Source organism: Natronomonas marina, from assembly GCF_024298905.1.
GTDB lineage: Archaea > Halobacteriota > Halobacteria > Halobacteriales > Haloarculaceae > Natronomonas > Natronomonas marina.
Window position 1 is genome coordinate 1,625,549 of record NZ_CP101154.1, and the last position, 25,134, is coordinate 1,650,682.

Here is a 25,134-nt window from a genome sequence, read left to right on the forward strand (position 1 = left end):
CGGACGGGGATTCTTACTGTGCGAGAACCGGGCGACCGGCAGGGCGTCGCCTCACGCGCCCGGGTACTCCCAGAGCCGGTCGACCCGGCTGGCGATTTCGGGGTGGGCCGACCGCAGAGCGTCGACGTCCGTCTCGCCGCCGACGTTGACGACGTGGACCTCGCCGCGTCGGCCGCCGTAGACGTCCTGGAAGTCGTAGACGACGCCGTCGACGTCGACGTCGGCGGGGACGTCGTCGGATTCCAGCAGGAACTGGACCTGCCGGTCGACGTTGTACTCGACGAGGCGGTTGATGGCGTCGGCCCGTTCGACCCCGTCGGGAAGGGCCTCGACGCCGGCCTCGAGGTGCGGTTTCAGCAACTCGATGCAGTGCTCGATGCCGGCCGGCTCCGAGATCCCGTCGGTCAGGGCGTCGTACGTCGCAGTGACGGCTCCACAGCCCGTGTGCCCGACGACGACGGCCGTCCGCGTCCCAGTGTGGACGAGCGGGTACAGCACGTCCCCGGAGACGACCTCGCCGTCGGCGGTCCGCTGGATAACCCGGTTGCCGATGTTGCCGCAGGTGAACAGCCGCCCCGGCTCGTCGTTGCTCCACATCTCGTCCTGCAGGACCCGCGAGTCGGAACAGCAGACGGTGACGGCCTCGGGTCGCTGGCCGGCCTGAACCTCGTCGAAACGGTCCTCGAAGTCGGCCGCGTGGTCGGCGTTGCCCGACAGCAGGTCGGGGAGCGTACTCATAGGCTTGTGCCCGGGCGAGGAGCGCATATAACCCCCGGTTCCCCCGGTTTCCCCCATTCAGGGCCCTCGGTTGGCCTCGAACCACTCGACGGCGAAGTCAACCAGCGCGGACTGGTCCAGGAGTTTCGCCGTTCCCGCGCCGACCGGGGCCTCGGTGGCACCGACCTCGCGCTCGAAGTCGGCACCCAGCGCCTCGAAGTCGTCGGTACTGGTGGCGATGTCCTCGTAGGCGACCATCTCCCGCTCGCCGTCCCGCAGGACAGGCGCCCGGTGCCGGACCGCCTCCATCTCGACGGACGCCCGATACTCGGCCAGGTGCAGCGAACTGTCGACGTCGTGGCCGACGCCGAGCAACAGCACCCGGCCGCCCCGGTCGTAAATCGACGCCAGCGGCGACCCCTCTCCCAGTCCGTAGTCGTAGTCGTGGTCGGCGACGACGGCGTCGGCGTCGGCACCCCACGCCGCGAAGGAGGTCTCGGGGTGGCGGCTCCGGACCGCCGCCGGTTCGGTCCGCAGACACTCCGGCACCGCACCCATCCCCCGGGTCGGCGTGACTGCCGGACGGAAGGTCGGCATCCGTTCGGGCATCCTCTCGACCCACTCGTCGGGCACCGGCGGGTTCGACCACGCCGACGGGTCGGTGTACTGGCCGGTGAACGTCGGCACGACGAGCGTGCCCGTCTCGGTCACCGCACCCTGCAGCGCCTCGACGACCGCCTGGGCGCCGCCGGCGACCCACCCCAGCGACCGCAGCGAGGAGTGAACCAGCAGCGTCTCGCCCTCCCTCACGCCCAGGTCCCGCAGGTCGGCGCGAAGGGAGTCGACGGTAATCGGCTCCTCGACGGCCTCGACGGCGTCTCGCTCTCCCATGTCCGGTCGGTCGCGGTCGTGAGAGTAAAGCGTTCCCGCTCCCGTCGACGGCGCCCTCGTTCCCGTCCCGTTCGGCCGGCGGACCCCCTACCCGCCGTAGGTCTCGGCGAGCCCGTCCAGCGCCTCGTGGTGGGTGGTCGTGTGCGGCGCCGTCAGCGGGGAGACGCTGACCCGACCCTCGACGACGGCCCGGCGGTCGCTCCCCTTCGGGTCCGGGATCTCGCCTTCGGCCATCCGCTCCCAGATGCGGTCGCGGATGCGGACGCTGCCGCCGTCGTACTCGGCGTCCATGTCGTAGGCGTGGGAGGGGCGGGTTATCTCCATGGGGGCGTGCCCCGAGTCCGGCGGCAGGGGGGCGTTGACGTTGAGGTAGTCGGCCTGCTCGAAGACGCCGACGTTCGGCGCGTGGTCGACGAGGTAGCTCACGGCGCGGGTCGCCTCGGCGAAGTCCGGAAGGTCGGGATCGATTTCGGCGAAGTCCATGTCGCCGACGGGGAAATAGACGGAGGCGGCGACGGCGGGGACGCCGAAGAAGGCGGCCTCGACGGCCGCGGAGACGGTCCCCGAGCGGCCGAGGACGTACTCGCCGAGGTTGGCGCCGCGGTTACAGCCCGCGACGACGACGTCGGGATCGAGATCGAGCGCTTCCAGGCCGGCGACGACGCAGTCCGTCGGCGTCCCCTCGACCGCGTAGCCGAGTTCGTGCTCCCGGAGTTCGACCTCCCGGGAGAGCTGTCGGCCGACCGCGCTCTGGTCGTCGGCCGGCGCCACGACGGTCACCTCGTGTCCGTCGAGGAGGGCGTCGTGGAGGGCCCGTATCCCGACGGCGTCGATGCCGTCGTCGTTGGTGAGAAGCACGTCCATACCCGTCGTCCGGGGGGCGGGCGCAAAAGGTCACCGCACCGGGTCAGGCGAGGCGGTCGACGACCGTCTCGGCGTCGACCACGACGTTGTAGGCGGACTCGTCGTCGTTCCACAGCACCAGAGCGTTCTCGAAGGCGAGCAACGAGCCGTACGGCGCCCGGCTCAGGGCCTCGTTCAGCGCCGACTCCCGCGTCAGAACGGCGTAGTGGTCGACCCGCTCGGAGCCGTCGCTGATCTTGAACAGGGGGTTGCCCTCCTCGGCCAGGTTCGGCGAGAGCTTCAGCGCCACCAGGTCGATCCGGTCGGTGACGTGGTCCTCCATCCCGGCCATCCTGGCGACCGAGCCGGGGTCGGGCGTGTACTCGACGGTCCGCCGGTCGTCGGTGCGGACGAGCAGATAGGCGAACTGCACGTCGACGTTGACGTAGGTGCCGTCGCCGTCGGCCGCCTCGTCGAGCCGCCGCTGGAAGGAGGGGACCGCGATGTCGGACTCCCGGCGGAACGTCCAGCCGTAGTCGTCGGGCGTCTCGTCGGGCCACAGCCGGACGGTCGGCGCGTACACGGTGGCTTCGGGGGCCCGCTCCAGCAGTTCCCGCTCGACCGCACGGAGGCGGGTGGCGGTCCGCTCTTCGGCCGGCGACAGCGCCACGAGCGTCCCGTCGTGGGCCAGTGCGTCGAGACAGTCCGCCGCGACCTCGACCGGGTCGTCGAGTTCCGAGAGCACGTTCCCCAGGAGGACGAGGTCGTAGGCGTCGTCTCGCTCGGCCGCGGATGTCCCGTCGGCGAGGCCGGCGTGTTCCTGGACGGTCTCGCGGTGGACGGTGACGTCGAACCCCGGCCGAGTCTCGGCGAGCAGGTGCTCCAGGACGTCTGCGGCCGAGCTCGGCTCGACGGCCTCGTAGTCGACGAGCGTCGTCTCGGGGAGGTAGTCGTGGAGTCCCAGCGCCGGCCCGCCCGTCCCGGCGCCGACGTCGAGCACCCGCAGTCGCCGCGAGAGCAGCCCGTCGCGGCCGAGTTCGTCGAGGACGTACTGTATCGCCGCGTAGTAGTCCGGCAGGTGGTAGATGCCGTAGGCGAGGGCGGTCTCGGCGTCGTAGGTGACGCTCTCGTCGGCGAAGTAGGCCGCTTTCAGGTCGTCGATTCGTGCCCGGAGGCGGTCGCCGGCGTCGCCCTCCGGCCAGCCGGCGCCGTAGCGGTCGACGAGCAGCTCCTCGAACCGCCGCGCGTAGGTCTCCGGGAACCGTTCGACGCCGTCGAAGGTCGGCCGTATCGTCCCCTCCTCGACGGGCACGAAGGTACCGTCCTCGCGCTCTCGGAGGGCGAGTTCGAAGGCGTGCGCTCTGAGCGTCTCCCGGACGACCGCCGGGTGGGGCTGTCCGTCGACGTACTCGTAGATCTCCTCGGGATCGATCGGGCGGACGTTCCGCAGGTAGCGGGCGTTCTCGAGGATGGCCTCGGTGTCGGTCATCGGTCGGCGTCCTCGTACAGTTCCAGCAGCGTCTCGCGGTCGGCCGCCGCGAGGGACCGGGCGGCCTCGGCGACGGTCTCGGCGCCCTCGAAGCGCTCCTGGATGTCGGCGTAGACGCCCGGCGTGTTCCCGGTCAGCCCCTCGACGAGTTCGGCCAGCGGTTCCGACAGTGTCGTGTGAAAGCGGGGGTCGACCTCCTCAGCCGCCAGGGCGTAGGCCAGCACCGCGGTGTGGGCCCGCGCCTGGACGGTCTCCATCGCGCGGTCGTGTTCGGCGGGCGTGGTCTCGAACACCTCGTTGCCGGCGGCCTCCAGCGCCTCCCGGACCGACGCGACGGTCGGGCCGCCGCTGTCGACGACGACCGGGACGTTGCCGGGGGCGTTCGCCGCGGCGAAGAGCGGGTGGAAACTGGCCCGCTCCCGGCCCGACGCGTGCTCGCGGAGGGCGGCGACGGAGTCGCGCATCTCCCCGGAGACGTCGACGACCGCCTCCGTCGCCCGGTGGGCGTGCTCGGCGACGACGTCGGGAACGGCACCCATCGGCACCGCGATACAGACGACCTCGAAGCGACCGTCGCCATCCAGCGGGACGGCCCGACCGCCGACGGCGTCGGCGGCCGCCCGCGCCACGGCCGGGTCGCGGTCGGCGAAGGCGACGGCGTCGGCACCGCTCGTGCGGGCGAACCACCGCCCCATCTCGCCGGCGCCGACGACCAGCAGATCCATACGTCCGGTTGCCGGCCGTGGCTGAAAAGCGCTTCTAACGGCGTCGGAGCCGCGGCTGTGGGGTTTCGGAACGGCGGCTCAGAAGTGGGCGTCGTCACACGGGGCTCGGAGCGGGGGTACGAGCCTCATCATCGCCGCCAGCGGCGGTAGGTGGTCGGGCGGCTTGTAGCTTGCCGACGTGGTCGACGGCTCTAACGAGAGCGTACCGCTCAGTACTACCCGACGACGTACCAGATCCAGGCGACGACGCCGACGACGGCCATCGCTACTGTGAACCACACTACTCTATCGTCCGGCACGGTCTCGATGGGGTCTGCCGAGACGAATACGTCGTAGACGACCCCCGCAATCATTCCGAGCCCGCCGATCGAGAGAAGCACTGGAACGAGAGCGGTGCTTCCGGATACGACACTGGAGAGGCCCGTCAATCCGAGAACAGCACCACAGACGGCTATCGAAGCATAATAGAGGCGTGATCTGATCACAGCCGGAACGATTGCTCCCATCGACGTATTCTTTTTCCGGATGGACTCGTCACCCCCGGTAGACGTACGCCTCGAGTTTCTCGTCGGCGTTCGACAGCACCGACGAGCCGTGGTAGACGAGGCCGGCGTCGAACTCGAAGTCGGTGAGCCGTTCGAGGGACTCCTCGGCGCGGTTCAGGTCGTCGGTGTAGACGCCCGGCGGCAGGTGGAAGTAGCCTTCGGGCAGGCCGCGCTGGTCGGCGCCGGAGACGGCGTCGGCCAGTACCGCGACGCCGCCCTCTTCGTCGATCAGGGCGTGCTGGTGGGCGCGGTGGCCGGGGACGTGGACCGCCTCGAAGGGCCCGATCTCGTCGCCGTCGCCGTAGCGGTGATCCGGCTCGTACTCGCTGTCCAGCGACGCGTCTTCGGGGAGGTACGTCTCGACCCACAGTTCGCGGACGAGGGCGTCGAAGCCGCCGGCGTGGTCGCGGTCGGCGTGCGTGACGACCAGTCGCTTCGGCTCGATCCCGGTCGCCTCGATACCCTCCAAGAGCGCGTCGGTCGTCGACGGCAGCCCGCAGTCGACGAGCGTCCCGTCTGAAAAGAGGAACGCCCGGATGCGGCCGGCCTCCGTCTCGGCGCAGGTGATGTCGTAGACGCCGTCGAGGAGTTCGGTCGGCATACCGGCTACACGAACGTGGTCACCAAAACGTCTCGCATCGGCCGTGGTGGCCTACTTATTTAATAGGCTGCTAATAGCTGGTTAATTCAACGCTTTTATTGTTTGTTATTCCTGAGGGTAGGGCTGTGGTGTACCGATATGACAGAGCATGACAGGCGAACGTTCCTGAAGCTGAGTGGGACGGTTCTCGGTGGCATCGCCGTCGGCTCGACCGTGGTGGCCGGCACCCGGACCGACCGACACATCGTGGAGACCAAAGGCCGGCGCACGCCCGAAGGCTTCGAGGTGGTCCACGAGATGCCGGGCGTGAAGTTCTCGGTCGTCCGTGCCGAGGCGTCCGAACTGGCGTCGTCGAAGGCCGTCAAGAACCACGCGCCCGACCTCGAAATACGGCTGAACGCACCGGACGTAAACGAGTCGGTGCCGGCGTTCGACGCCGACGAGTACGAGGGACAGCCGGGCGACTTCCTCCAGTGGGACAAGGACGACCTGAACGTCCCGGAGGCCCACGAGACGACCGAGGGGGAGGGCACGCGAGTGTCGGTCATCGACTCCGGGGTGCTCGAGACTCACCCGGATCTGGCGGGACCGCTGAACCTCGACCTGTCGCGGAACTTCACCGACGACGGCGGCGACCACAACCCCGTCGGCGGTGACGATCACGGCACCCACGTCGCCGGCATCGTCGCCGCGGACAACGGCGGCGGCGCCGGCGTCAACGGCACGGCCCCGAAGACGGACCTCGTCGACTGTCGCGTGTTCTCCGGGGCGCAGGCGTCCTTCGCGGACATCCTCGCGGCCGTCGTCTACAGCGCCAACGTCGACGCCGACGTGGCGAACCTCTCGCTCGGGGCGTACCCGGTCCCGCGCCAGGGGGAGGGCGACTTCTACGGCAAGGTGCTCAACAGCACGATGACGTACGCCAACAGGGAGGGGACGCTCCTGGTCGTCGCGGCCGGCAACGACAGTGCGGACCTCCAGCACGACGGCGGCGTCATCAGCCTGCCGAACGAGGGCGCACAGGCGCTTTCGGTGGCCGCGACCGGGCCCCGCGGCTACGGCTGGGACGCCGACGGCGACGGCGAGACCACAGACCTCGTCGCACCGCCCGAATCGCCGGCCTTCTACACCAACTACGGGACCAACGCGATCACGCTGGCCGCACCGGGCGGCGACGCGGTCCAGAAAGTGATCGGGACTGGCGTCCCGTGGTTCAACGACCTCGTGTTCAACACAGTCTTCGAGTACGTCGACACCGATGGCGACGGCGAACCCGACACCCGGGTGCCGGGCTACGGCTGGAAGGCCGGCACGTCGATGGCCGCACCGAACGTCGCCGGGGCCGCCGCCCTCGTCAAGAGTACGAACCCGAACTACAACGCCAACCAGATCGAGAGCGCGCTGAAACGGGCCGCGAGCGTCCCGGACGGCTACGACAAGGCCTACTACGGCGCCGGCTATCTGGACGTCGTCGACGCGCTCTGAGGGGGCCGGGAGTCGGCGTTTAGCGGACGTGGCCGACGGTGCGGACGGCGCCCGCGCCGACGAGGACGGCGAACACCAGTCCGAGCCAGAAGACGCCGCCGAAGAGTAGCGCCGACGGCTGGAGGACGGCGAGTGCGAGCGCCAGGAGACCCAGACCGGTCGCAATGCGGAGCGCCAGGTGGTCCAGTCCCGTCCGGACCGCGAGCGTGCCGGCCGCGAGGAGCGCGAGGCCGGCGCCGACGACGAGGACGCCGGTGGCCAGCGGTTCGGGCGGTGGCGGCGGGAACCCCGGGGCGACGTACTCGGCGATGCCGACGGCGACGAGGGCGACGCCGACGACGGCAGCGGCGACGCCGGCGAGACGGTCGTCCATGGACGGCCCTCCGTCGGGCGGTGCCTAAGGGATTGCGACCCGGCCCGACGCGTCCCGACCCGTCAGGCCTTTCTCCGCGCCGCCGCAGGGTGGGCGTATGGACCGAAAGCGGGCGATGACCAGCGTCGACCTCGCGGCGCTCGTCGGCGAGTTGCGGGAGTACACGGGCGCCGTCGTCGACAAGGCCTACCTCTACGGCGACGACCTCGTCCGGCTGAAGATGCGGGACTACGAGCGGGGCCGGGTCGAACTCGTCGTCGAGGTGGGCGACCCGAAACGGGCCCACGTCGCCGCGCCCGAGCACGTCCCCGACGCGCCGGGGCGGCCGCCGAACTTCGCCAAGATGCTGCGGAACCGCATCGCCGGCGCGAACTTCGAGGGCGTCGATCAGTACGGCTTCGACCGCATTCTCACGTTCCGCTTCGAGCGGGAAGACAGGACGACGCTCGTCGTCGCCGAACTGTTCGGGGACGGCAACGTCGCCGTCATGAACGAGGACCACGAGGTGATCGACTCGCTCGACACGGTCCGCCTGCGCTCCCGGACGGTCGCGCCCGGCGCCCAGTACGGCTACCCCGACGAGCGGTTCAGTCCGCTGGACTGCGATTACGACGCCTTCGCCGCGAAGATGGACGACTCCGACACCGACCTCGTGCGGACGCTGGCGACGCAGTTGAACTTCGGCGGTCTCTACGCCGAGGAACTGTGCACCCGGGCCGGCGTCGAGAAGACCGTCGACATCACCGAGGCGACGGACGACCAGTACGAGGCGCTGTTCGGCGCCCTCGAGCGTCTCAGGGACCCGCTCCTGGCCGGCGAAACCGACCCCCGACTGTACGAGGACGACGACGGGGCGGTGGTCGACGCGACGCCGCTGCCGCTGGAGGAACACGCCGCTGCGGGGTACGCCGCGACGGCCTTCGAGCACTTCAACGGCGCCATCGACGAGTACTTCTATCGCCTCCAGCAGGCCGCCGAGGAGTCGGCGAGCGAACCGGGCACCGAGCGGCCGGACTTCGAGGCCGAAATCGAGAAGTACGAGCGCATCATCGACCAGCAGCGCGGCGCCATCGAGGACTTCGAACAGCAGGCCGAGCGCGAACAACAGAAGGCCGAGTCGCTGTACGGCAACTACGACCTCGTCGACGAGATATGCACGACGGTTCGGGAGGCCCGCGAGGAGGGCGTCCCCTGGACGGATATCGAGGCGACGTTCGCGGAGGGCGCAGAGCAGGGCATCCCGGAGGCGGCGGCCGTCGTCGGCGTCGACGAGGCCGAGGGGACGGTCACCATCGACCTCGACGGCACGACCGTCGAGGTGGACCCGACGATGGGCGTCGAGAAGAACGCCGACCGCCTCTACACCGAGGCCAAGCGCATCCGCGAGAAGAAGGAGGGCGCTCAGGCGGCCATCGAGGACACCCGCGAGGACCTCGAGGACGCGAAGCGGCGGCGCGAGGAGTGGGAGGAGGCCGACGAGGCGGCCGACGACGACGAGGACGGCGACGGCCCGGAGCGGGACTGGCTGGCGATGGGGTCGGTTCCGGCCCGGTACGACGAGAAGTGGTACGAGCGGTTCCGGTGGTTCCACACGTCCGACGGCTTCCTCGTGCTGGGCGGCCGCAACGCCGACCAGAACGAGGAACTCGTCAAGAAGTACATGGAACCCTCGGACCGCTTCTTCCACGCGCAGGCCCACGGCGCGCCGGTGACGGTCCTGAAGGCGACCGACCCCGACGAGGCCGCCCGCGAGGTCGACATCCCCGACTCGAGCCGCGAGCAGGCCGCGCAGTTCGCCGTCTCGTACTCGTCGGTCTGGAAGGACGGCAAGTTCGAGGGCGACGTCTACGAGGTCGACCCCGAGCAGGTCTCGAAGACGCCCGAGAGCGGCGAGTACATCGAGAAGGGCAGTTTCGTGATTCGCGGCGACCGCGAGTACTACCGCGACACGCCGGTCGGCGTCGCCGTCGGCATCAAGTGCGAACCCGACACCCGGGTCGTCGGCGGACCCCCCTCGGCCGTCGAACCCCGGGCGGAGACGTCGGTCCGTCTCGAACCGGGCCAGTTCGCACAGAACGACATCGCAAAGCGGGTCTACCGGACCTTCCGGGAGCGCTTCGAGGACACGAGCTTCGTCCGCAAGGTCGCAAGCCCCGACCGGATTCAGGAGTTCTGTCCGGCGGGCGGCAGCCGGATGGTCGACGAGTGAACGATGGGCGACCGGGAGTCCGGCCGGACTGACACGGCCGCCGGCGACGGCCCCGCTGCCGTGTAATCCAGGGCTTATAAGCGCCGCCGGGCCGTCGAACGGGTATGTTCCGCGAGGCGCTGTCGTACCCGACGCGGAAGCCGAACGGCCCCCGGAGCGTCCTGCTCGGGGGCGGCGTCGTCTTCGTCGCTTCGCTCTTCGGCGCGACGGCGCTTCTGGAGGGGTCGCTGCGCTATCTGGCGGTTCTCGGTGTCGTCCCCTGGCTGTTCCTCCGGGGGTACTACGTGAGGGTCGTCCGGACGGCAATCGGCCGCGACCGGCCGACGCCGCCGGCCCTCGACGACCCCCGGCGGCTGTTTCGGGACGGCCTGCTGTCGCTTGTCGTCTCGGCGTGTTACCTGCTGCCGGGCGCCGTCGTCATCGGGCCGCTGGTCTACGCCCGCGCCGTCGACGCCGACCTCGAAACGGTGTACGCCGACCTGGGGCTACCGACCGCGCTCGCGGAGGCTGCCCTCTCGTTCACGGACTTTCTCGCGCTCGTGGCGGCGATGTACCTGCTCGGCGCGCTGTACGCGACGCCGGTCGCCGTCGCCAGGTTCGCCCACGCCGACCGGGTCCGGGCGGCCTTCGATGTCCGGCGGGTCGTCGCCGGCGCACTCACCGAGGACTACGCCGTCGCCTGGGCCGTCTCGCTGCTGCTGCAGGGCCTCGTTTTCCCCTTCGCGTACGCCTTCCGGGTCGTCCTCGTCGGGTTCTTCCTGCACTTCGTCGTCGCGGTCGGCGTCCGGTACTGCTACGGGCAGGGCGTCGGCGCCGCCCTGGGTCTCGACCCGGTCGTCCCGGACCCTGGCGGGAGCGACCGGGCGGAACCGACGCCCGGGGATAGCTTCACGCCCGCTCGCCCCCGGACCGGCGAGGACCCCCTGGACGAGCGCCGGTAGCGAAGGGGAGCGCACTTAGGGCCGCCCGCCCCAGCACCGACATGCGCATTGCCCACCGCGAGGACGCCGAGGGCGGCCGCGAGCGGATCACGGTCGTCCCCGAGAGCCTCGACGACCTGTGGCACCTCACCTACGTTCTGGAGCCGGGCGATTCGGTCGCCGGCGACACGACCCGACGTATCCAGCGCGACGACGACAAGACCCGCGACACCGGCGGCCAGCGCGAGCCGATGTGGGTCCGCCTCTCGGTGACCGACGTCGAGTTCGCCAAGTTCTCCAACCGACTGCGGGTCGGCGGCGAAATCGTCGACTGCTCCCGGGAGGACCAGCTCGGCTTCCACCACACGCTCAACGTCGAGGAGCACGACGAACTCGAGATCGAGAAGGTGTGGCAAGTCGACCAGCTCGAACGGCTCGAAGAGGCCGTCGAGGCGGCCGAACAGCCCGACGTCGCCGTCGCCACCGTCGAGGAGGGCGCCGCCCACGTCCACACCGTCGCCCAGTACGGCGTCGAGGAACGGGCCTCCATCACCGGGACGACGGGCAAGGGCGAGTACGCCCGCTCCCGGGAGGAACTGTTCGAGGAGCTGACAGCCATCCTGAAGCGGCTCGACGTCGAGGCCATCATCCTGGCCGGTCCCGGCTTCACGAAGGGCGACGCCCTTGAGTACGTCGAGAGCGAGGCGCCGGCCGTCGCCGAGCGGATACGGACCGTCGACACCGCGAGCGTCGGCGACCGCGGCGTCCACGAGGTGCTGAAGCGCGGCGCCGTCGAGCAGGTCCAGACCGAGACCCGCATCGCAAAGGAGGCCGAACTGATCGACGAGTTGATGGAGCGCATTGGCGAGGGCGCGAAGGTCGCCTACGGAATCGAGGAGGTGGCCAAGGCCGCCGACTACGGCGCCGTCGAGACGCTCCTGGTCCTCGACGAGCGGCTCCGGGCCGAACGCGCCGGCGAGGGCGACTGGGACCTCGACGTCAACGACGTCGTCGAGTCGGTCGAACAGCAGGGCGGCGACGTAACCGTCTTCTCCCACGAGTTCGACCCGGGCCAGCAACTCGGCAACCTCGGCGGCATCGCGGCGCTGTTGCGGTACCGGCTCGAGTAGGTGGCCGCAGAGTGGTCCGGGCTACTCCCGCTCGGAGACGTCGACCGTCAGGCCGTCGCGTGCGACCCGCACGTCGCCGTCGAACCCCTCTCGGACGGACTCGACCATCGCCTCGTGTTCGCCGTCGGTGTGCGGGTAGAGGTGCGTCAGGTAGACGCGGCCGACGTCCCGGCCCGCGAGCACCTCGCCCAGTTGTGCGGGCGTCGGGTGGTTGTCGACGTCGATGCCGTCGGGGAACGAGCAGTCGTGCGCCAAGAGCACCGACCCGTCGGCCAGGTCGGCGACGGCCTCGGTCGCCTCCGAGTCGCCGGAGAAAGTGAACACGGCGTCGTCGGTCTCGAAGCGGTAGGCCAGACAGTACATCGAGTGGACCGTCTCGACGGCCTCGACGTCGTAGCCCGCGACCGAGAACGTGTCCGGTTCGACCTCCCGGAAGGAGAGTTCGAAACGGCCCTCCATGTAGTCGTGGACCGCGAGCAGGTCCTCGACTAGCGACTCGGTCCCCGTGGGTCCCACGATTTCGAGTTCCGTTTCGCCGGCCAGCCACCGCGCCTTCAGAAGCGGCATGAGGTCGGAGACGTGGTCGAGGTGGTGGTGCGTCAGGAGGACGCTGCCGATGCCCTCGTAGCCGACGTCGGTCGCCGCGAGACCGTGGAGGGCGCCGCTGCCGCAGTCGACGAGTAGCGGGTCGGCGTCGCCGTCGGGGTCCTCGAGGAGGAGCCCGGTCTGGTAGCGCTCGCCGGTCGGCATCGCCGACCCGGTGCCGAGGAAGGTGACCTGCATACCCCACCCGTGGGCGGGGGAAGGCAAGTGCGCTGTGGTGGGCCGCCGCTCGGGGCCGGTCGTCCCGGACAGGTATTTGCCTCCCGAGATACAATCGCCGGCATCGACGATGCCGACGGACGAGGGGACACCGAACTCGCCCGGCAATTGTGACAGGTGTGGCGGCGCACCGATCCGCAGCGACGACGCCGGCGCACCGGTCTTCGAGTGCGAGGACTGCGGCAACGTCCTCGGACTCGCGGGTACGGGCCTCGGGGACGACGCCGGGACCGACACGGACGGCGGAACCGCTTCCAGGGCCGCCATCTCGACGGAGGAAGTCACCGCGACGGACGGCAGCCTCGACCAACTGGTCGGGGTGTTGCGCTCCGAGGGGGGTCCGGAGGGCCGCGTCTCGACGGAACGGCTCCGCTTGGAGACCGGCGAGGCCACGCTCGTGGTCACGGCCGAGGACGGCACGGTCGTCGTCCGGGAACGCCGGGACGCCTGACGACGGCGGGCGCCGGACCGACGGCTATTTCCTACATCGGCGAGCGATGGTGAGCATCGATGTCGCACGCGCCCGGCGACGAGCACGGCCCCTTCGCCGGACACCTCCGGGACGGTGAACGCCTGACCGACGAGTTCCGCGTCGGGTCGGCGACGGTCGGCGTGACCGACCGCCGGCTACTGGTCGCACGCGAGACCGGAACCCCGGCGGTCAGGGCCGTCGACCGGACCAACGTCGGTGCGATCCGCGAGCGGACGCTGAGCGATCGGGGACTGGTCCTGTCGGCTCTCCTCTGGGCGGGTCTGGGCGCGTTCCTGCTCGCGGCGTGGCGGTTCGCACCGCTTTCGGGGTTCCTCGCGCCCGTCGACGTACCGCCGGGGACGGGGTTCGACGACCTGTTCGCGGCCGTGAACGCCCTGGTCGGTCTGCTGCAGTACGTCGACGAGGCGTTCCTCGTCGCCGGTCTACTCGCGCTGGTGTGGGCGGGGTTCCGGGCCGTCGGCTACGTCCGCGAGCGCCGGACGGTGCTCGAGGTGACCGTCGCCGGCGCCGACCCGGTCAGACTCCCGTCGCCCGACGACCCGACGGCCGTCGACCGGCTTCGCGGAGCCGTCTCGGCTCCGCCGGCCGACGGGTCGGGGTGATCGCGGCCGCCTCCCGCCGGGCGGTGGCGTCCCAAAGAGTTGCATGGCAGCGCTGCGAGGATCCCACGACAGGGATGGCTTCGGGGGAGTTCCAACTCGGCGACGTCTTCACGGGCGAGGAATTCGACGAGGCGGCCGCTAGACGGGAGGCGGGCCGGTTCCTGGAGCGGTGGACGGGCGACGACTTCGCCACCGCCGCCGCCTGGACGCGCCGGCTGGCGATACTCGGTAGCGTGGGAATCCCCGTTGCGGCGCTCCTCCCGACGGTCTCGGAACTCACCGACCTGATACTCGAGGTGACCTTCTACGCGTTCCTCCTCGGCGCGGGAGCGGCGGCGAGCACGTACTACCTCTTCCGGGACGTCGACCGACCGGCCGATGTCCTCGAGGCCGACCTCGACGCCATCGAGACGGGCGGGCTGCTGGTGGCCCTCGTTTTCGCGTACTCGGCGACCAACGCACGGGCCGGCCGTCTCGCCTGGCGGTTCGTCTTCAGGTCGGCGACCTTCGCCCCCGGAGGCCGTCCTCCGCGCCTCGAGGACGACGACTCCGGGGCGTACCTGACCTGGATGCGACCGGATAGCGGGCACGGCAGCCGTCGTCGTCGCCGCCGACCTGGCGTGGTTCCTCGTCACGCGAACACCCGTCGGGCCCGCCACCTACGGCTACCTGGCCGACGGCGGCCCTGGCGACTGGAGCATCCAGTGGGGGGGCGGCCCCGTCGACGCTGGAACTGGTCGCGCTGTACGGCGTCGTGTTCCTCCTCGGTATCCTCCTCGCGGTGACGCTCTCGGCGCGTCGCCGAGTGGGTATGAGGGGTCGGTGTGAGTGGACCGCCGGGGCGGGAGCGCCCGCTGCCCTACAGCGAGGCGGTGTCGACCCGGGGGTCCAGGACGGCGTGGAGCAGGTCCTGACAGACGTTGCTGAGGACGCTCAGGGCGACGAACGTCATGGCGCCGCCGAGCAGGATGGGGAGGTCCTGGGTCCAGATGGAGTTGTAGTACAGCGACCCGATACCGTCGATAGCGAAGGTGGCCTCGATGACGAACACCGACAGCGCGATGAGCGCGAGCGTCTCGGTGAAAAGCAGCGAGACCAGCGGCACCGCCGCGTTGCGGACCACATGGCGGGCGACGTCCGTGCGGCTGCCGCCCTTCGCCCTGACGAGTTTCGTCAGGTCGTCGGCGTAGTACTGCATCGAGTACGCCCGGGCGTAGCTGACGACCGCCGCGACGAGCGTCGTCGCGAGCAACAGCACGGGCACCACGTACGAGTAGAGGAACGTCCACTCGGCGACGGCGATCTCCGGCATCCCCGCCCCGGGCCCGAACGCGTAGATGGGCGTGTAGATGAAGGCCGCTCCGGACGCCAGGGTGAGCAGTAACGCCCCGATCCAGAAGTTCGGCACGCCCAGCCCGACGTAGACGAGCCCGCGCAGGCCGGTCTCGCCCCGCGAGCGGCTGTTCATCCCCGTCACGACGCCGATGGCCAGGCCGACGAGCACGGCCAGCAGGACGGCCGGCACGACGTAGGCCGCGGTCCGGGCGACGCCCTGCAGCACCATCTCGAGTGCCGACCGGCCGTACTCGAAGGAGTTGCCCCACTGGAACGTGAACGTTCGTGCCATCCACTCGAGGTAGACCTCCCAGAGGTCGCCGTCGAGTCCCCGCTCGGCGAGGTACGCCTGGCGCTGCTGTTCGATCTCCGCTCGAGTCGTGTCCGGGTTCCGGTTCGCACTGGCCAGTTTGGCGCTCAGATACCAGTCCTCGGTGCCGACGAACAGGAGGAATACCCCCGAGACGGTCGCCCAGACGGTCGCGAGACCGAGGAGGGCCCGCTTCAGGAGGAGTCGGCCGACACTCATCCGGACTCACTCCTCTGGAGGGTGACGGTGGAGGGCATACGCCGTCATCGTCCCGCTGACGCCATTTCAAACTTCCGCCGGGGCCGCCGGGCGTCGCCCCAGCGTTGCATCCACTCGTCGAGCAGTGTAAATTACCATAACGTTTAATTCTCGACAAGACGGGCTGGCTAGTCGTTCGAGGTCCCCGATGAACGACTCCGCAGAGAACGAGCCCTCCACCAGTCGCTCTGCCGGTCCGGACCGCGAGGCGGCCTTCGAGCGAATCGACTGGGAGGAGGTCGACGACTCGGGTTCCCTGCTGTCGGCGGAGCGTATCGCCCTCCTGGTCGGACTCCTCGTCGCGCTGGCCACGTACGTCTACTTCGAGACCCAGCGCCGAACCATCCTGGTTCGTGGCTGGAACATCGGCAACGAGGACTGGCTGCTCCTCCCGGCGGCCGCCATCGTCGTCGCCTACGGCGTCGTCCCGCTCGTGGTCGACGGCGACACGCGAACGCGGGTGTTCAGCCGACTCCGGACCCGGATTCCGACGGTCCTGAGTCTGGCCTTCCTCGTCGCGCTGCTCGCGGTCTCGCTGTGGGCGACCATCGAGGGGTTCCAGCCAAGGGTGTGGTTCCCCGGGGAGGGGACGACCCCGTCCGATCTGCCGCCGGTCGGCTTCGGCGAGCGGGCCACCTGGGAACATCCCCTCGGTACCGACACCTTCGGCTACGACATGGTCGACCTGCTCGTGGTCGGGTCCCGGCCGTTCGCCTACCTGGCGGTCGTGACGCTCGGGCTGATCGTCCCGCTGGCGACGGTCGTCGGCATGGCGGCCGGCTACTACGGCGGCCGAATCGACGACTTCCTCATGGGCTACGTCGACGTCCAGTTGAGCGTTCCCGCGATACTCATCTACATGGTCGCCTACATGTTCATCCTCAACTCGATGGCCATGCTTCTGGTCGCCTTCGGGCTGCTCTCGTGGGGCGGAATCGCCCGCATCGTCCGCAGCGAGACGCTCCAGCGCCGCGAGGAGGGGTACGTCCGCTCGGCGGAGGCAGTCGGCCTCGAGGACCGGCGCATCCTCCGGCGGCACCTCCTCCCGAACGTCACCAACACGGTCGTCCCGGCGACGTTCCACCTCGTCGCCATCCTGGTGCTCTCCGAGGCGGGGCTGGCGTTCCTCGGCTTCCTGGCCTCCTACCAGTCGTGGGGGATGACCATCGCCCAGGGCGTCGGCCCCGTCATGCTCCGGCAGTGGTGGACGTCCGCCTTCCCCGGCGTCATGATCGGCGTGACCGTCGTCGCGCTCAAGGTCGCGGGCGACGGCCTCAGGGACGTCCTCGACCCGCGGGGTGGCCCATGAGCGACGCCCTCCTGACCGTCGAGGACCTCCAGACCCACCTCCCGACGGCCGACGGTCTCGTCAGGGCCGTCGACGGCGTCGACTTCACCGTCGAACGCGGCGAGACTGTCTGTCTCGTCGGCGAAAGCGGCAGCGGCAAGACGCTGACCTGTGACTCGATCACCGGACTGGTGGGTCATCCGGACGCCGACATCTCCGGTCGCGTCGCGTTCGACGAGCGGGATCTCCTCGCTGCGGGGGAGTCGACGATGCGGTCCGTCCGGGGGGACCGCATCGGCTACGTGTTCCAGAACGCACAGAGCGCCCTCGACCCCGTCTACACGGTCGGCGAACAGATCGTCGAGGCGATGTCGTTCCACGACACCGTGGACGGGACCGAGGGCCGCGAGCGCGCCGTCGAGCTGCTGCGCACGGTCGGCATCTCCCGCCCCGAACAGCGGGTCGACCAGTACCCACACGAGTTCTCCGACGGGATGTGCCAGCGGGCCGCCATCGCCATCGGCCTCGCCGCGGCACCGGATCTCTTGATCGCCGACGAGCCAACCTCCGCCGTGGACGTTACCATCCAGGCCCGCATCATCGACCTCCTGGAGCGCATCCAGGCCGAGCGGGACCTCTCGCTCCTGCTCGTCACCCACGACCTCCGGGTGGTCTCGGCGCTGGCCGATCGGGTCGTCGTCCTGTACGACGGCCGGGTCGTCGAGCGCGGGCCGCTTTCGAGCGTCTTCGGGTCGCCGGGCCACCCCTACACCCAGGCGCTGCTGCGGAGTTTCACCGGCGACGGCGAGCGCAGCGACGACGCGGCGGACGGACCGGCACCCGACGGCTGTCCGTTCCGCAACGAGTGTCCCCACGCCGTCGACGCCTGTGCTGGCCAGAAGCCGGCGTTCCACGCCGTCGGCGGCGCGACCGACCACGAGGCCGCCTGCGTCTTCCACGGTCCCGACCGTGACCCCGCGACGGTTATGGCCGAGGCGCCGCGGTTCGGTGACGGCCCGGGAGGTGCATCTCATGAGTGAGGACCCGCTGCTGGAGGTGCGGGACCTCGAGAAACACTTCCCCATCACCGAGGGGCTGTTCCGCAGGGAGACGGGCCGGGTGCGTGCCGTCGACGGCGTCAGCTTCGAGGTCGGGCACGGTGAGACGTTCGGGCTGGTCGGCGAGTCCGGCTGTGGGAAGTCGACGACGGCCCTCTCGCTGCTCCGCCTGGAGGAGCCGACCGGCGGCGAGGTCCGCTTCGACGGCGAGGATGTCTTGGAGTACGACGGCGCCGAGTTGCGGTCGTTCCGCCGCCGTGTCCAGCTGGTCCTCCAGGACCCCGACTCGGCGTTCAATCCCCGGCGGACCGTCGGCGAGGCCGTCGCGGAGCCGCTGGAGGTACACGGCATCGACGACCCAGAGCGACGACGGCGCGTCGTCGAGGACACCCTCGAGCGGGTCGGCCTCTCGGCGTCCGACGCCGACGACTACCCCCACGAGTTCTCCGGCGGCGAGAAACAGCGTATCGCCATCGCGCGGGCGCTGGTCCTCAACCCGGACCTCATCGTCGCCGACGAGCCGGTGAGCGCGCTCGACGGCCGGACGAAGACGGACGTGCTCGCGCTCCTTGGCGACCTCCAGCGGGAGTTCGACCTCTCGGTCCTGCTCATCAGCCACGATATCGGCCTGATCCGGCGGTTCTGTGACCGGATCGGTGTCATGTACCTCGGGTCGCTCGTCGAGACCGGGACCGCCGCCGAGGTCGTCGAGGACCCGAAACACCCCTACACCCGGATGCTCGTCTCGTCGGTCCCGTCGCTGGACCCCGCCGAGACATCGACGGCGATCGAGACTCCCTCCGAGGAACTCCCGGACGCCGCCGACGTGCCGTCCGGCTGCCGGTTCCATCCGCGGTGTCCGGCCATCGTCCCGCCGGAGTCCGTCGAGTTGCCGCGAGAGCGGTGGCTCGACGTCGTCGGGTTCCGCTTCCACCTGGACGACGAGTGGGACGACGCCGCGACGCTCCGCTCGTCGCTATCGTCGGCGGGCGGCGAGGTCACGTCCCCCGAGAGCATCCGCGAGCGGTTCGACCTCGGGGACCCGCTCGGCGACGAGGCCGTCGAGGCGGCCGTCGCCGACGCGGCCGAGGCGATAGCGAACGACGACCTCGAGCGTGCCCGAACCCGTCTGGAGGCGGCCACGGAAACGGTCTGCGAGCGACATTCGCCGGACCGGACCGTCGAGAGCGACGGACGAACCGTCGCCTGCCACCGGTACGACCCCGACGAGCCCGGCGAGCCGCTGGCGGACGCCGGCAGCGGGGCGGGCCTGGAGTGAGCGTCACCCCCGCCAGCGGTCGTGCATCCGGGCGCCCCACACGGAGACGTCGGCGATGCCGTACTGGGGTATCTCGGCGGTGTCGCTGCGTATCTCCTCGGTGAAGTCGATACGGCCGGTCGCGTTCGTGTCCCGGAACAGTAGCCGTATCGTCGGCCCGTCGCTGCGCGGGAAGCCGCCGTCGTTCGTGAAGACTGCCGTCTTTCCGCCGATCTCCGGCTCCCGGTCGGCCCGCTCCCCGAGCAACTTCGGGGCCCTGTCCACGGCCGCGTCGAACTCCTCGCTTGCGGCCGCCTCGTCCTCGAACACCTCCGCACAGGACTCGATGACGAACGAGTAGTCCTCGTTACCCCGTCGGAAGGTGTTACAGGTCTTCGTCGTCTGGACGTCCGTCTCCCGCCAGGCCCCGGCATCGAGGTCCTCGATGGTCAACAGCAGTCGCCCGGCGTCGACCTCGATCGGTCCGTCGCCGCCCCCGCTTTCGGCGAGCGTCGGCCGTGGGGTCTCCTCGTCGCCTCCGGCAGAATCTCCTCCCGGGTCCTGGCTCCAGCCACAGCCGGCGGCGGCGACCGCACCGACCGCCGCCAGTATCGCCCGTCGACGCACGGTCACCCACGCTCCGTCGGAGAGCGCACGCGGTCACCGGGTCGCCTCGGTTCTCGGCGTTCGATTCGGGTTGGAGGGTGGTCACGTCGGGGACGCATACGTCGGACAATACGTTGCAGCGACATATACGCCTAGGACCGTCCGGGGCTTTCCGTCGGGCAGTAGGTGTGTCGCGGGCCAGTTCGGGGGCCCGGTCGGGCGGTCCTCGGCGGGCTGGCCCGCCCTCGGTGTGGGTCCGAGTCCGGGCGAGGGAGGCGTGACTGGTCGAATGGGCGGTCAGCCCGGTCGGCCCGGCGGGCTGCCGACGGAAAGGGCGCGCGCGGATCGGCGTCGGCGAGTTCGATGTCGCCGGGGTGTCGCGGTAGGTGATGACGCCGCTGGCGGCCAGTTTCGGCAGTGTACCTGGTGGCGGCTGGTCCGGCGTTCGGCGTGCGTGGCGTCGTCAACACCAGTTCGGGATGCCGTCGCCGTCGTCGTCGGAGTCCGACCCCGGCGGGAGGTCGGGGTCGGTCGGGGCCGTCCACTCGTTCACCATGAGCGTCTCGCCCTCGTCGTTCTTGAGGATGATCCAGTAGGTGTCGCCCTCCTCACAGATCGGGTCGAGCACGCCGTCGCTGGCGAACCCGTCGAGGTGGACGTACTCGCCGGCTCGCACTTGTGGCCCGCCCGTCCAGACGTCGTTCCACGTGATCGTGTTCCCGGATTCGTCCTTGATCACGATGTTCTCGGCGTCGACCACCCTGCCGACCTGGTGAGTGATCTCGACGTAGGGTCGGTCGTCGGTGTTGTCCGCGCCGCTCGGCTGGTAGTCCTGATCGAACCCGCCGTTCGGGGCCGGGTCCTGGAGCTTCCCCTGGAAGCCGATCGCCATCGTCGCGACCAGAGCGGCCAGCACGACGGTTATCGACGCCAGCAGCACGACGCCAATGACTGGCGAGATGCCGCGGGCAGCAGCCCTGGACCGATCGGTGGGTACTCCCATGCGCGTCCGAACACGGGACGGCCAAAAGAATAAAGACCCATGAGTAGTTTCAGCGTTCGAAAACACCCGGACCGCCGACAGGGTCGACGGTGCGGCTCGGGGACGTAGCCGCCACGACGGTTGCGGTGCGCGGCGGTGCGGTCGCCGTTCAACCGGGAGTCGTTGACGGACACCCGCGGGTCACCCTCCAGACTCGAGTCGTGGTCGTGTCGACGGCGAGGTTGACCGAGATGACACGAAAAGCGTCGGTCATGGGCCTCGATCCACCTCCGAGACGCCGGACGGGTCGTCCTCGCAGACGCGGCGAGGGATACCGTCGGAGGTTTCGGTGGCCATGCGGCCGCCGCACTCGGGGCAGTACCGCCTCGTGGGCGACACCACCCGCTGTCGAGGGCCATGCACTTCTGCGGGAGCGCGGTGATGGTCTCGCCGCAGCATTCACATATCAGTGCTTCGTCAGTTTCCTTAAGGTGAGTATGGGGACGGAGGGAATCCAGCAACTCGGGGTTGGATACTGCCGTCCTGCGATTCTACGAAGCGTGCGTGTAGCGTTAGTCATCGTTGTCGTCCTCCTGTGTTTCTGATAGGTCGAGTGTCTCCGCGACGTTCTGCCGCCGCTCTTCGAACTCCTCGCCCTGGTCAGCGGCGTCGTAGTACCGTCGGATCGTCGACGGTGCGGCGTTTACCCGCGTGGCGACGGTTTCGATGTCGAGACCCTGGTTCAGTTGCCAGGTGATGCTCCCGGTCCGAATCGCGTGCGGACTCCGGGAGGACGGGCACTTGCTGGCGTGACTACGCTCCGTCCACTCACAACTCGGTCGGCGACGGCCGTGGGGACACTCGGTCCAGAGACACGGCTGGGTTGCCTGGTAGCTCCAGGCTCGGAGAGTCGAGAAGGATTGCCGGCCTTGCCTCCCGGCAAAGAGCGGCTGTCGCCCGTTCTCGTCGCGCTTGTCGGAGCGTTCACGGGCGATGTAGGTGTCTATCGCCTCGCAGGCGGCCGCTGGGATACCGACCAACCGCTCGCCGCCGGCTTTGTTCTTCAGCGGCGTCCCCGTCGACGGTTGGTGTCTGAAGTGAACGACGCCACTGTCCGAGTCGTAGTCCTCCAAATCGAGCGCCCGGAGTGATCCCATGCGAGCGCCCGTGTGCCACGCCAGCTCGAGGAAGGCGTGCATCCCAACGCCGAAGAACTCCCGAGAGTCCCGGAAGAACGACAGCGCGCGCTGGGCGTCGGTGGCCGCCAGCCGTTCGTCGCTGGATTCGGTCTCGGCATCCAGCGACGGCGGCGAAATCGCGTCCGACAGGCCCTCCTCGACGGCGTCGATCTCCTCGAGATACTGCACGAAGACGCGAATCGTCGATAGGTGGCCCTTGATTGTCGTCGCCGCCAGGTCGCGGGACCGCAACTGTAAGTCGTACTCGTCGATGTCGTAGGCGCGAAGTTCACCGACAGTCTCGATACCGACGTCCTCGCAGTACTCCACGAACGGCGTGAGACGCGAGCGGTAACTCCGGAGCGTCCGGTCGGTCGCATCGGTCTGTCGCTTGCGCATGAACCGCTCCAAAGCATTCCGGACGGACAACTCCCGAGCGTCTCCGCGACGGTCGTCGCTACTCACGGCCATCGCTCCCCTCCGTGAGCCGCTGTTCGAGGCTGTCCAGCAGCCGACGCGCCTCGGTCAGCCGCTCTTCGTCGCGGTTCTCGGCTATCACTTCGAGCGACCCGCCGAGTCGTCGAACGCGGTCCCACGGGTCGGCGGTCATGTCGTCACTTGCGGCCGACATCTCACCGCACCTCCCGGAGGTCTCGCAGGGCGGTTTCGTCAACCGAGAGCCAACAGCCAGCTTCGGTGTCGAAGATCGTCGCCGAACCGTCTTCGGTGACGACCCGGAGCGGATCGCGGCCGGCCCTGGGTTCAGTTCGGAGGTACGTCCGGTCGCGGCCGACAGTGATAGCGCACCGCGCTTCGGCGCTCACCGGCGTCCACCCCCTGTTTCGGATCGGTCTATTTCCGCGTCTACAGACCACCGTTCCATCAGGTCGAGACAGGATTTACACGTCACCTCTCGCGGTTCGTCGTGCTCCCCGTCTTCCGACGGGAAGTGAGGCGTGGCGTTCGGGTCGCACAGGTAGGTATCGGCCTCTCGGGACAGTCTACCCTCCGTGAACGCCTCTTTTACGAATAGGTGGTTCACCGTATCTCGGGCGCGTCCGGTCCCGGTGCTCCCTCGTTTGAGCCCGGAGAGCCGCACCTTTATTGCCGTGGTGTAGTCGAACGGGATTCGGTAGGTATCGTCCGTGGATTGACCGATCTCCTCGCTCATCGCAGATCACCTGCCAGCATCTCTCGGAGTGCATCCCGAACCGCCCTCGAGGGCGAGGGAACGTTGTGGCGATCGACCACGGCCTCCAGCCGCTCAAGCCGCTCCTGGTCGACGCGCACTGTGACGCGTCGCGTCGAGTCGGCCCGGATGTCGGCGCCGACCGGCTGCTCGGGGACCGGCCATTCTGACAGCGGAGCCTCCGCGATACAGTACCGCATCGCCGCCCGGAGGCCCTCGCTGGTGGTGTAGAACTCGTCGGTGAGCTTAGCGGCCGTCCGCGTCGAGACGCGGATGGTGGTGCGCTCCTCGCGGGGGTCGGCCTGGGAGACGATGTCCGTGCTCATGGCCCTCGCGCCCCCTGGCCCATCACGGGCCCGCGATTCTGGACGACGGCCTCGGCGACGAGCCGAGAAAAGCGGGCGTCGCAGTCGTCCGCGGTGCAGGTAAACAGCGAGCCGCGCTTGACGGTACGCACGCCCGCCGAACAGCCACAGGGCGTCCGGGTGAATCCCTCAATGTGGCTCTCGATCCAGGCAGCCGCACGGGGGTTCGTCTGCCACTCATTGACCGCGGACCGCGCATCCCCGCCGGCCCGCGTCCGGCCGACGACGTAGATGATGTCCCGCTCTCGGAACTCTTGGAGCGGGGCCTCACCGAGACCGTGGTCGCGGGCGACCCAGGTCTCTCCGGCGTCCGGGAGCCGAAGCGCCTGGTTCGGGTGGGCTCGCATGAAACGTTTCGCCGAGCGGTTCAGGGCATCGGCGGTCCGTGATGCACTCCGGCTCATTTCTCTGCCTCCCGTTCCTGGTTGGATTCGAGAATGTCCGCACACTCCTCGAGCGTCCGAGCGAGTTCGCGGGCGCCATCGGCCGTCAGATACGCGTGCGTGGTTGCAGCGGCATCCCCAGCGTCGACACGGACCAGCAGCGGGATCTCGTCTCGGATCTCTTCGATGGTGATCTGGGCATCCGCGTCGATGGGCGCCTGGAGGACACCGCTCTCGATGTGCGCCGACCCGCCGCTGGCAAACCGCGTCCAGCCGGTCGTCCAGTGGTCCCAGGCTTCTGTCCGGTACCGTTCTACCGCCTCCTGTCGCGTGATGTCGAAGTCGTCGGCGATGTCCTCCCAGGATGAGCCGTCCCTGTATAGTTCGACGATCTGTTTATTGATGACCGACTCCCGGGCGTCTTCTGTATCGCACGAACCGCGCCAGGGGAGCACCGAATCGCTCATCGGTCGGCCACCTCCAGGTCGAACATCTCGCCGCCTTTCGAGCGGATCATCTCCTCGAAGGTCGCCGCGATCTCCTCGTCGTAGACGTCGCCGACGAGCGCGACGAGTTCGGCGGCCATCGAATCATTCCCACTCCGGGCAACGCCATCGGCCAGCTCGTCGAGGAACGCGGTGCGAAGCCACGTCTGGATGTCGCCAGCGTACTCCGTCGCGTCTTCGACGGGGTAGCGGAGCAGTCGACTCTCCGGGTAGGCGTAGGTCTTCGACGGCGGGCTGACCTTTTCGCCGTTGGGTAGGTAGACGCACATGAACACGGGTTCGTCGGCGTCGGCGCCGAACATCTCGGCCGTCGCGTCCGACCGGGTTTCGCGGTGCTCGCCCACGGACTGGGTCGATTTGCCGACGACCTGGAGGGACTTCCCGCTGGCGAGGTCGACCACCACATCGCCGGTCGAAATGTCGGTGTCGTTGTATTCCAAGCGCGGGAGGTCCTGGCCGCCGTCGGTGGCGATTGCTTGTGAGTGCTGTGCCTCGAGGTCGTGGCCGGAATCTTTACCGGGTGCGCGGTCGTCTCTCATGTTGGGGTAGACTCCCACGAGCGTCGGCCGGCCT

30 protein-coding genes are annotated in these 25,134 nt (G+C 69.4%); 10 read left to right on the top strand and 20 right to left on the bottom strand.

Going from position 1 to position 25,134, the window contains the following annotated elements; all coding sequences use genetic code 11:
* Positions 1 to 51: 51 nt before the first annotated feature.
* The 7 genes from NLF94_RS08735 to NLF94_RS08765 form a co-directional block, all read right to left on the bottom strand.
* Positions 52 to 738, bottom strand: a complete 687-nt coding sequence (locus NLF94_RS08735; protein ID WP_254841078.1) for a carbonic anhydrase — start codon at positions 736 to 738, stop codon at positions 52 to 54.
* A gap of 57 nt (positions 739 to 795) precedes the next feature.
* Positions 796 to 1,608: an AAC(3) family N-acetyltransferase gene (locus NLF94_RS08740; protein WP_254841079.1), complete on the bottom strand. Its 813-nt coding sequence runs from the start codon at positions 1,606 to 1,608 to the stop codon at positions 796 to 798.
* A gap of 87 nt (positions 1,609 to 1,695) precedes the next feature.
* Entirely contained in the window at positions 1,696 to 2,472 is a 777-nt protein-coding gene (surE, locus tag NLF94_RS08745) for a 5'/3'-nucleotidase SurE (RefSeq protein ID WP_254841080.1), read from the bottom strand.
* Positions 2,473 to 2,515: 43 nt separating this feature from the next.
* Positions 2,516 to 3,940, bottom strand: coding sequence for a small ribosomal subunit Rsm22 family protein (locus NLF94_RS08750; protein WP_254841081.1), 1,425 nt, complete (start codon positions 3,938 to 3,940; stop codon positions 2,516 to 2,518).
* A complete protein-coding gene (locus NLF94_RS08755) occupies positions 3,937 to 4,665 on the bottom strand; it encodes an NAD(P)-binding domain-containing protein (RefSeq protein WP_254841082.1) in 729 nt (242 codons plus the stop codon). Before NLF94_RS08755 ends, NLF94_RS08750 begins: the two co-directional genes overlap by 4 nt.
* A gap of 215 nt (positions 4,666 to 4,880) precedes the next feature.
* Positions 4,881 to 5,150 (bottom strand): hypothetical protein, encoded by a 270-nt coding sequence (locus tag NLF94_RS08760; protein ID WP_254841083.1) that lies wholly within the window; start codon positions 5,148 to 5,150, stop codon positions 4,881 to 4,883.
* A gap of 49 nt (positions 5,151 to 5,199) precedes the next feature.
* Positions 5,200 to 5,811 (bottom strand): MBL fold metallo-hydrolase, encoded by a 612-nt coding sequence (locus tag NLF94_RS08765; RefSeq protein ID WP_254841084.1) that lies wholly within the window; start codon positions 5,809 to 5,811, stop codon positions 5,200 to 5,202.
* Positions 5,812 to 5,949: 138 nt separating this feature from the next.
* On the opposite strand from NLF94_RS08765, the gene NLF94_RS08770 reads away from it, so the two are divergent.
* Complete coding sequence (locus tag NLF94_RS08770; RefSeq protein WP_254841085.1) at positions 5,950 to 7,296, top strand: S8 family peptidase; 1,347 nt, start codon at positions 5,950 to 5,952, stop codon at positions 7,294 to 7,296.
* Positions 7,297 to 7,315: 19 nt separating this feature from the next.
* Here NLF94_RS08770 and NLF94_RS08775 read toward each other — a convergent pair whose 3' ends face one another.
* Positions 7,316 to 7,669 (bottom strand): hypothetical protein, encoded by a 354-nt coding sequence (locus NLF94_RS08775; RefSeq protein WP_254841086.1) that lies wholly within the window; start codon positions 7,667 to 7,669, stop codon positions 7,316 to 7,318.
* A gap of 97 nt (positions 7,670 to 7,766) precedes the next feature.
* Here NLF94_RS08775 and rqcH point away from each other — a divergent pair, with 97 nt between their 5' ends.
* The 3 genes from rqcH (at position 7,767) to NLF94_RS08790 (ending at position 11,928) form a co-directional block, all read left to right on the top strand.
* A complete protein-coding gene (gene rqcH, locus NLF94_RS08780; protein ID WP_254841087.1) occupies positions 7,767 to 9,878 on the top strand; it encodes a ribosome rescue protein RqcH in 2,112 nt (703 codons plus the stop codon).
* A gap of 104 nt (positions 9,879 to 9,982) precedes the next feature.
* Complete coding sequence (locus tag NLF94_RS08785; protein WP_254841088.1) at positions 9,983 to 10,819, top strand: DUF4013 domain-containing protein; 837 nt, start codon at positions 9,983 to 9,985, stop codon at positions 10,817 to 10,819.
* A 41-nt stretch (positions 10,820 to 10,860) separates the two neighbouring features.
* The gene (locus NLF94_RS08790; RefSeq protein WP_254841089.1) at positions 10,861 to 11,928 is read left to right on the top strand and encodes an mRNA surveillance protein pelota; all 1,068 of its coding nucleotides are present in this window, start codon (positions 10,861 to 10,863) and stop codon (positions 11,926 to 11,928) included.
* Between the two features lie 21 nt (positions 11,929 to 11,949).
* Here the strand turns inward: NLF94_RS08790 and NLF94_RS08795 are convergent, their stop codons facing one another.
* Positions 11,950 to 12,711, bottom strand: coding sequence for an MBL fold metallo-hydrolase (locus NLF94_RS08795; protein WP_254841090.1), 762 nt, complete (start codon positions 12,709 to 12,711; stop codon positions 11,950 to 11,952).
* A gap of 109 nt (positions 12,712 to 12,820) precedes the next feature.
* Here NLF94_RS08795 and NLF94_RS08800 point away from each other — a divergent pair, with 109 nt between their 5' ends.
* The 3 genes from NLF94_RS08800 to NLF94_RS08810 all read left to right on the top strand — a co-directional run bounded on the left by NLF94_RS08800 (position 12,821) and on the right by NLF94_RS08810 (position 14,630).
* Entirely contained in the window at positions 12,821 to 13,201 is a 381-nt protein-coding gene (locus NLF94_RS08800) for a hypothetical protein (protein WP_254841091.1), read from the top strand.
* A gap of 59 nt (positions 13,202 to 13,260) precedes the next feature.
* The gene (locus NLF94_RS08805) at positions 13,261 to 13,845 is read left to right on the top strand and encodes a hypothetical protein (RefSeq protein WP_254841092.1); all 585 of its coding nucleotides are present in this window, start codon (positions 13,261 to 13,263) and stop codon (positions 13,843 to 13,845) included.
* A 74-nt stretch (positions 13,846 to 13,919) separates the two neighbouring features.
* Positions 13,920 to 14,630: a hypothetical protein gene (locus NLF94_RS08810; RefSeq protein WP_254841093.1), complete on the top strand. Its 711-nt coding sequence runs from the start codon at positions 13,920 to 13,922 to the stop codon at positions 14,628 to 14,630.
* Positions 14,631 to 14,704: 74 nt separating this feature from the next.
* Here the strand turns inward: NLF94_RS08810 and NLF94_RS08815 are convergent, their stop codons facing one another.
* Positions 14,705 to 15,709: an ABC transporter permease gene (locus tag NLF94_RS08815; protein ID WP_254841094.1), complete on the bottom strand. Its 1,005-nt coding sequence runs from the start codon at positions 15,707 to 15,709 to the stop codon at positions 14,705 to 14,707.
* Positions 15,710 to 15,896: 187 nt separating this feature from the next.
* Here NLF94_RS08815 and NLF94_RS08820 point away from each other — a divergent pair, with 187 nt between their 5' ends.
* Genes NLF94_RS08820 through NLF94_RS08830 form a run of 3 tightly spaced genes read left to right on the top strand, consistent with a single transcriptional unit; the run spans position 15,897 to position 19,373 of the window.
* Positions 15,897 to 17,057, top strand: coding sequence for an ABC transporter permease (locus NLF94_RS08820; RefSeq protein ID WP_254841096.1), 1,161 nt, complete (start codon positions 15,897 to 15,899; stop codon positions 17,055 to 17,057).
* Entirely contained in the window at positions 17,054 to 18,076 is a 1,023-nt protein-coding gene (locus NLF94_RS08825) for an ABC transporter ATP-binding protein (protein WP_254841097.1), read from the top strand. The genes NLF94_RS08820 and NLF94_RS08825 overlap by 4 nt, the downstream gene beginning before the upstream one ends.
* Entirely contained in the window at positions 18,069 to 19,373 is a 1,305-nt protein-coding gene (locus NLF94_RS08830) for an ABC transporter ATP-binding protein (RefSeq protein ID WP_254841098.1), read from the top strand. Before NLF94_RS08825 ends, NLF94_RS08830 begins: the two co-directional genes overlap by 8 nt.
* A gap of 3 nt (positions 19,374 to 19,376) precedes the next feature.
* On the opposite strand, the gene NLF94_RS08835 is transcribed toward NLF94_RS08830, so the two are convergent.
* The 10 genes from NLF94_RS08835 to NLF94_RS08880 form a co-directional block, all read right to left on the bottom strand.
* Positions 19,377 to 19,985, bottom strand: coding sequence for a hypothetical protein (locus NLF94_RS08835; RefSeq protein ID WP_254841099.1), 609 nt, complete (start codon positions 19,983 to 19,985; stop codon positions 19,377 to 19,379).
* Between the two features lie 436 nt (positions 19,986 to 20,421).
* The gene (locus NLF94_RS08840) at positions 20,422 to 20,961 is read right to left on the bottom strand and encodes a type IV pilin domain-containing protein (RefSeq protein WP_254841100.1); all 540 of its coding nucleotides are present in this window, start codon (positions 20,959 to 20,961) and stop codon (positions 20,422 to 20,424) included.
* Positions 20,962 to 21,512: 551 nt separating this feature from the next.
* A complete protein-coding gene (locus tag NLF94_RS08845; protein ID WP_254841101.1) occupies positions 21,513 to 22,583 on the bottom strand; it encodes a tyrosine-type recombinase/integrase in 1,071 nt (356 codons plus the stop codon).
* Positions 22,576 to 22,749, bottom strand: coding sequence for a hypothetical protein (locus NLF94_RS08850; RefSeq protein ID WP_254841102.1), 174 nt, complete (start codon positions 22,747 to 22,749; stop codon positions 22,576 to 22,578). The genes NLF94_RS08845 and NLF94_RS08850 overlap by 8 nt, the downstream gene beginning before the upstream one ends.
* 1 nt (position 22,750) lies before the next feature.
* Entirely contained in the window at positions 22,751 to 22,942 is a 192-nt protein-coding gene (locus NLF94_RS08855; protein ID WP_254841103.1) for a hypothetical protein, read from the bottom strand.
* Positions 22,939 to 23,289, bottom strand: a complete 351-nt coding sequence (locus tag NLF94_RS08860; protein WP_254841104.1) for a hypothetical protein — start codon at positions 23,287 to 23,289, stop codon at positions 22,939 to 22,941. The genes NLF94_RS08855 and NLF94_RS08860 overlap by 4 nt, the downstream gene beginning before the upstream one ends.
* A complete protein-coding gene (locus tag NLF94_RS08865) occupies positions 23,286 to 23,633 on the bottom strand; it encodes a CopG family ribbon-helix-helix protein (RefSeq protein ID WP_254841105.1) in 348 nt (115 codons plus the stop codon). Before NLF94_RS08865 ends, NLF94_RS08860 begins: the two co-directional genes overlap by 4 nt.
* Positions 23,630 to 24,076: a hypothetical protein gene (locus NLF94_RS08870; protein WP_254841106.1), complete on the bottom strand. Its 447-nt coding sequence runs from the start codon at positions 24,074 to 24,076 to the stop codon at positions 23,630 to 23,632. Before NLF94_RS08870 ends, NLF94_RS08865 begins: the two co-directional genes overlap by 4 nt.
* Entirely contained in the window at positions 24,073 to 24,522 is a 450-nt protein-coding gene (locus NLF94_RS08875) for a hypothetical protein (RefSeq protein ID WP_254841107.1), read from the bottom strand. Before NLF94_RS08875 ends, NLF94_RS08870 begins: the two co-directional genes overlap by 4 nt.
* Positions 24,519 to 25,100, bottom strand: a complete 582-nt coding sequence (locus tag NLF94_RS08880) for a hypothetical protein (RefSeq protein ID WP_254841108.1) — start codon at positions 25,098 to 25,100, stop codon at positions 24,519 to 24,521. The genes NLF94_RS08875 and NLF94_RS08880 overlap by 4 nt, the downstream gene beginning before the upstream one ends.
* Between the last annotated feature and the right edge of the window lie 34 nt (positions 25,101 to 25,134).

What these genes read in the sequence shown, in the direction of transcription:
- NLF94_RS08735 (WP_254841078.1), bottom strand. Translation starts at nt 738, where the DNA reads ATGAGTACGCTCCCCGACCTGCTGTCGGGCAACGCCGACCACGCGGCC.
- NLF94_RS08740 (WP_254841079.1), bottom strand. Translation starts at nt 1,608, where the DNA reads ATGGGAGAGCGAGACGCCGTCGAGGCCGTCGAGGAGCCGATTACCGTC.
- surE (WP_254841080.1), bottom strand. Translation starts at nt 2,472, where the DNA reads ATGGACGTGCTTCTCACCAACGACGACGGCATCGACGCCGTCGGGATA.
- NLF94_RS08750 (WP_254841081.1), bottom strand. Translation starts at nt 3,940, where the DNA reads ATGACCGACACCGAGGCCATCCTCGAGAACGCCCGCTACCTGCGGAAC.
- NLF94_RS08755 (WP_254841082.1), bottom strand. Translation starts at nt 4,665, where the DNA reads ATGGATCTGCTGGTCGTCGGCGCCGGCGAGATGGGGCGGTGGTTCGCC.
- NLF94_RS08765 (WP_254841084.1), bottom strand. Translation starts at nt 5,811, where the DNA reads ATGCCGACCGAACTCCTCGACGGCGTCTACGACATCACCTGCGCCGAG.
- NLF94_RS08770 (WP_254841085.1), top strand. Translation starts at nt 5,950, where the DNA reads ATGACAGAGCATGACAGGCGAACGTTCCTGAAGCTGAGTGGGACGGTT.
- NLF94_RS08775 (WP_254841086.1), bottom strand. Translation starts at nt 7,669, where the DNA reads ATGGACGACCGTCTCGCCGGCGTCGCCGCTGCCGTCGTCGGCGTCGCC.
- rqcH (WP_254841087.1), top strand. Translation starts at nt 7,767, where the DNA reads ATGGACCGAAAGCGGGCGATGACCAGCGTCGACCTCGCGGCGCTCGTC.
- NLF94_RS08785 (WP_254841088.1), top strand. Translation starts at nt 9,983, where the DNA reads ATGTTCCGCGAGGCGCTGTCGTACCCGACGCGGAAGCCGAACGGCCCC.
- NLF94_RS08790 (WP_254841089.1), top strand. Translation starts at nt 10,861, where the DNA reads ATGCGCATTGCCCACCGCGAGGACGCCGAGGGCGGCCGCGAGCGGATC.
- NLF94_RS08795 (WP_254841090.1), bottom strand. Translation starts at nt 12,711, where the DNA reads ATGCAGGTCACCTTCCTCGGCACCGGGTCGGCGATGCCGACCGGCGAG.
- NLF94_RS08800 (WP_254841091.1), top strand. Translation starts at nt 12,821, where the DNA reads ATGCCGACGGACGAGGGGACACCGAACTCGCCCGGCAATTGTGACAGG.
- NLF94_RS08805 (WP_254841092.1), top strand. Translation starts at nt 13,261, where the DNA reads ATGTCGCACGCGCCCGGCGACGAGCACGGCCCCTTCGCCGGACACCTC.
- NLF94_RS08810 (WP_254841093.1), top strand. Translation starts at nt 13,920, where the DNA reads ATGGCTTCGGGGGAGTTCCAACTCGGCGACGTCTTCACGGGCGAGGAA.
- NLF94_RS08815 (WP_254841094.1), bottom strand. Translation starts at nt 15,709, where the DNA reads ATGAGTGTCGGCCGACTCCTCCTGAAGCGGGCCCTCCTCGGTCTCGCG.
- NLF94_RS08820 (WP_254841096.1), top strand. Translation starts at nt 15,897, where the DNA reads ATGAACGACTCCGCAGAGAACGAGCCCTCCACCAGTCGCTCTGCCGGT.
- NLF94_RS08825 (WP_254841097.1), top strand. Translation starts at nt 17,054, where the DNA reads ATGAGCGACGCCCTCCTGACCGTCGAGGACCTCCAGACCCACCTCCCG.
- NLF94_RS08830 (WP_254841098.1), top strand. Translation starts at nt 18,069, where the DNA reads ATGAGTGAGGACCCGCTGCTGGAGGTGCGGGACCTCGAGAAACACTTC.
- NLF94_RS08840 (WP_254841100.1), bottom strand. Translation starts at nt 20,961, where the DNA reads ATGGGAGTACCCACCGATCGGTCCAGGGCTGCTGCCCGCGGCATCTCG.
- NLF94_RS08850 (WP_254841102.1), bottom strand. Translation starts at nt 22,749, where the DNA reads ATGTCGGCCGCAAGTGACGACATGACCGCCGACCCGTGGGACCGCGTT.
- NLF94_RS08860 (WP_254841104.1), bottom strand. Translation starts at nt 23,289, where the DNA reads ATGAGCGAGGAGATCGGTCAATCCACGGACGATACCTACCGAATCCCG.
- NLF94_RS08865 (WP_254841105.1), bottom strand. Translation starts at nt 23,633, where the DNA reads ATGAGCACGGACATCGTCTCCCAGGCCGACCCCCGCGAGGAGCGCACC.
- NLF94_RS08870 (WP_254841106.1), bottom strand. Translation starts at nt 24,076, where the DNA reads ATGAGCCGGAGTGCATCACGGACCGCCGATGCCCTGAACCGCTCGGCG.
- NLF94_RS08875 (WP_254841107.1), bottom strand. Translation starts at nt 24,522, where the DNA reads ATGAGCGATTCGGTGCTCCCCTGGCGCGGTTCGTGCGATACAGAAGAC.
- NLF94_RS08880 (WP_254841108.1), bottom strand. Translation starts at nt 25,100, where the DNA reads ATGAGAGACGACCGCGCACCCGGTAAAGATTCCGGCCACGACCTCGAG.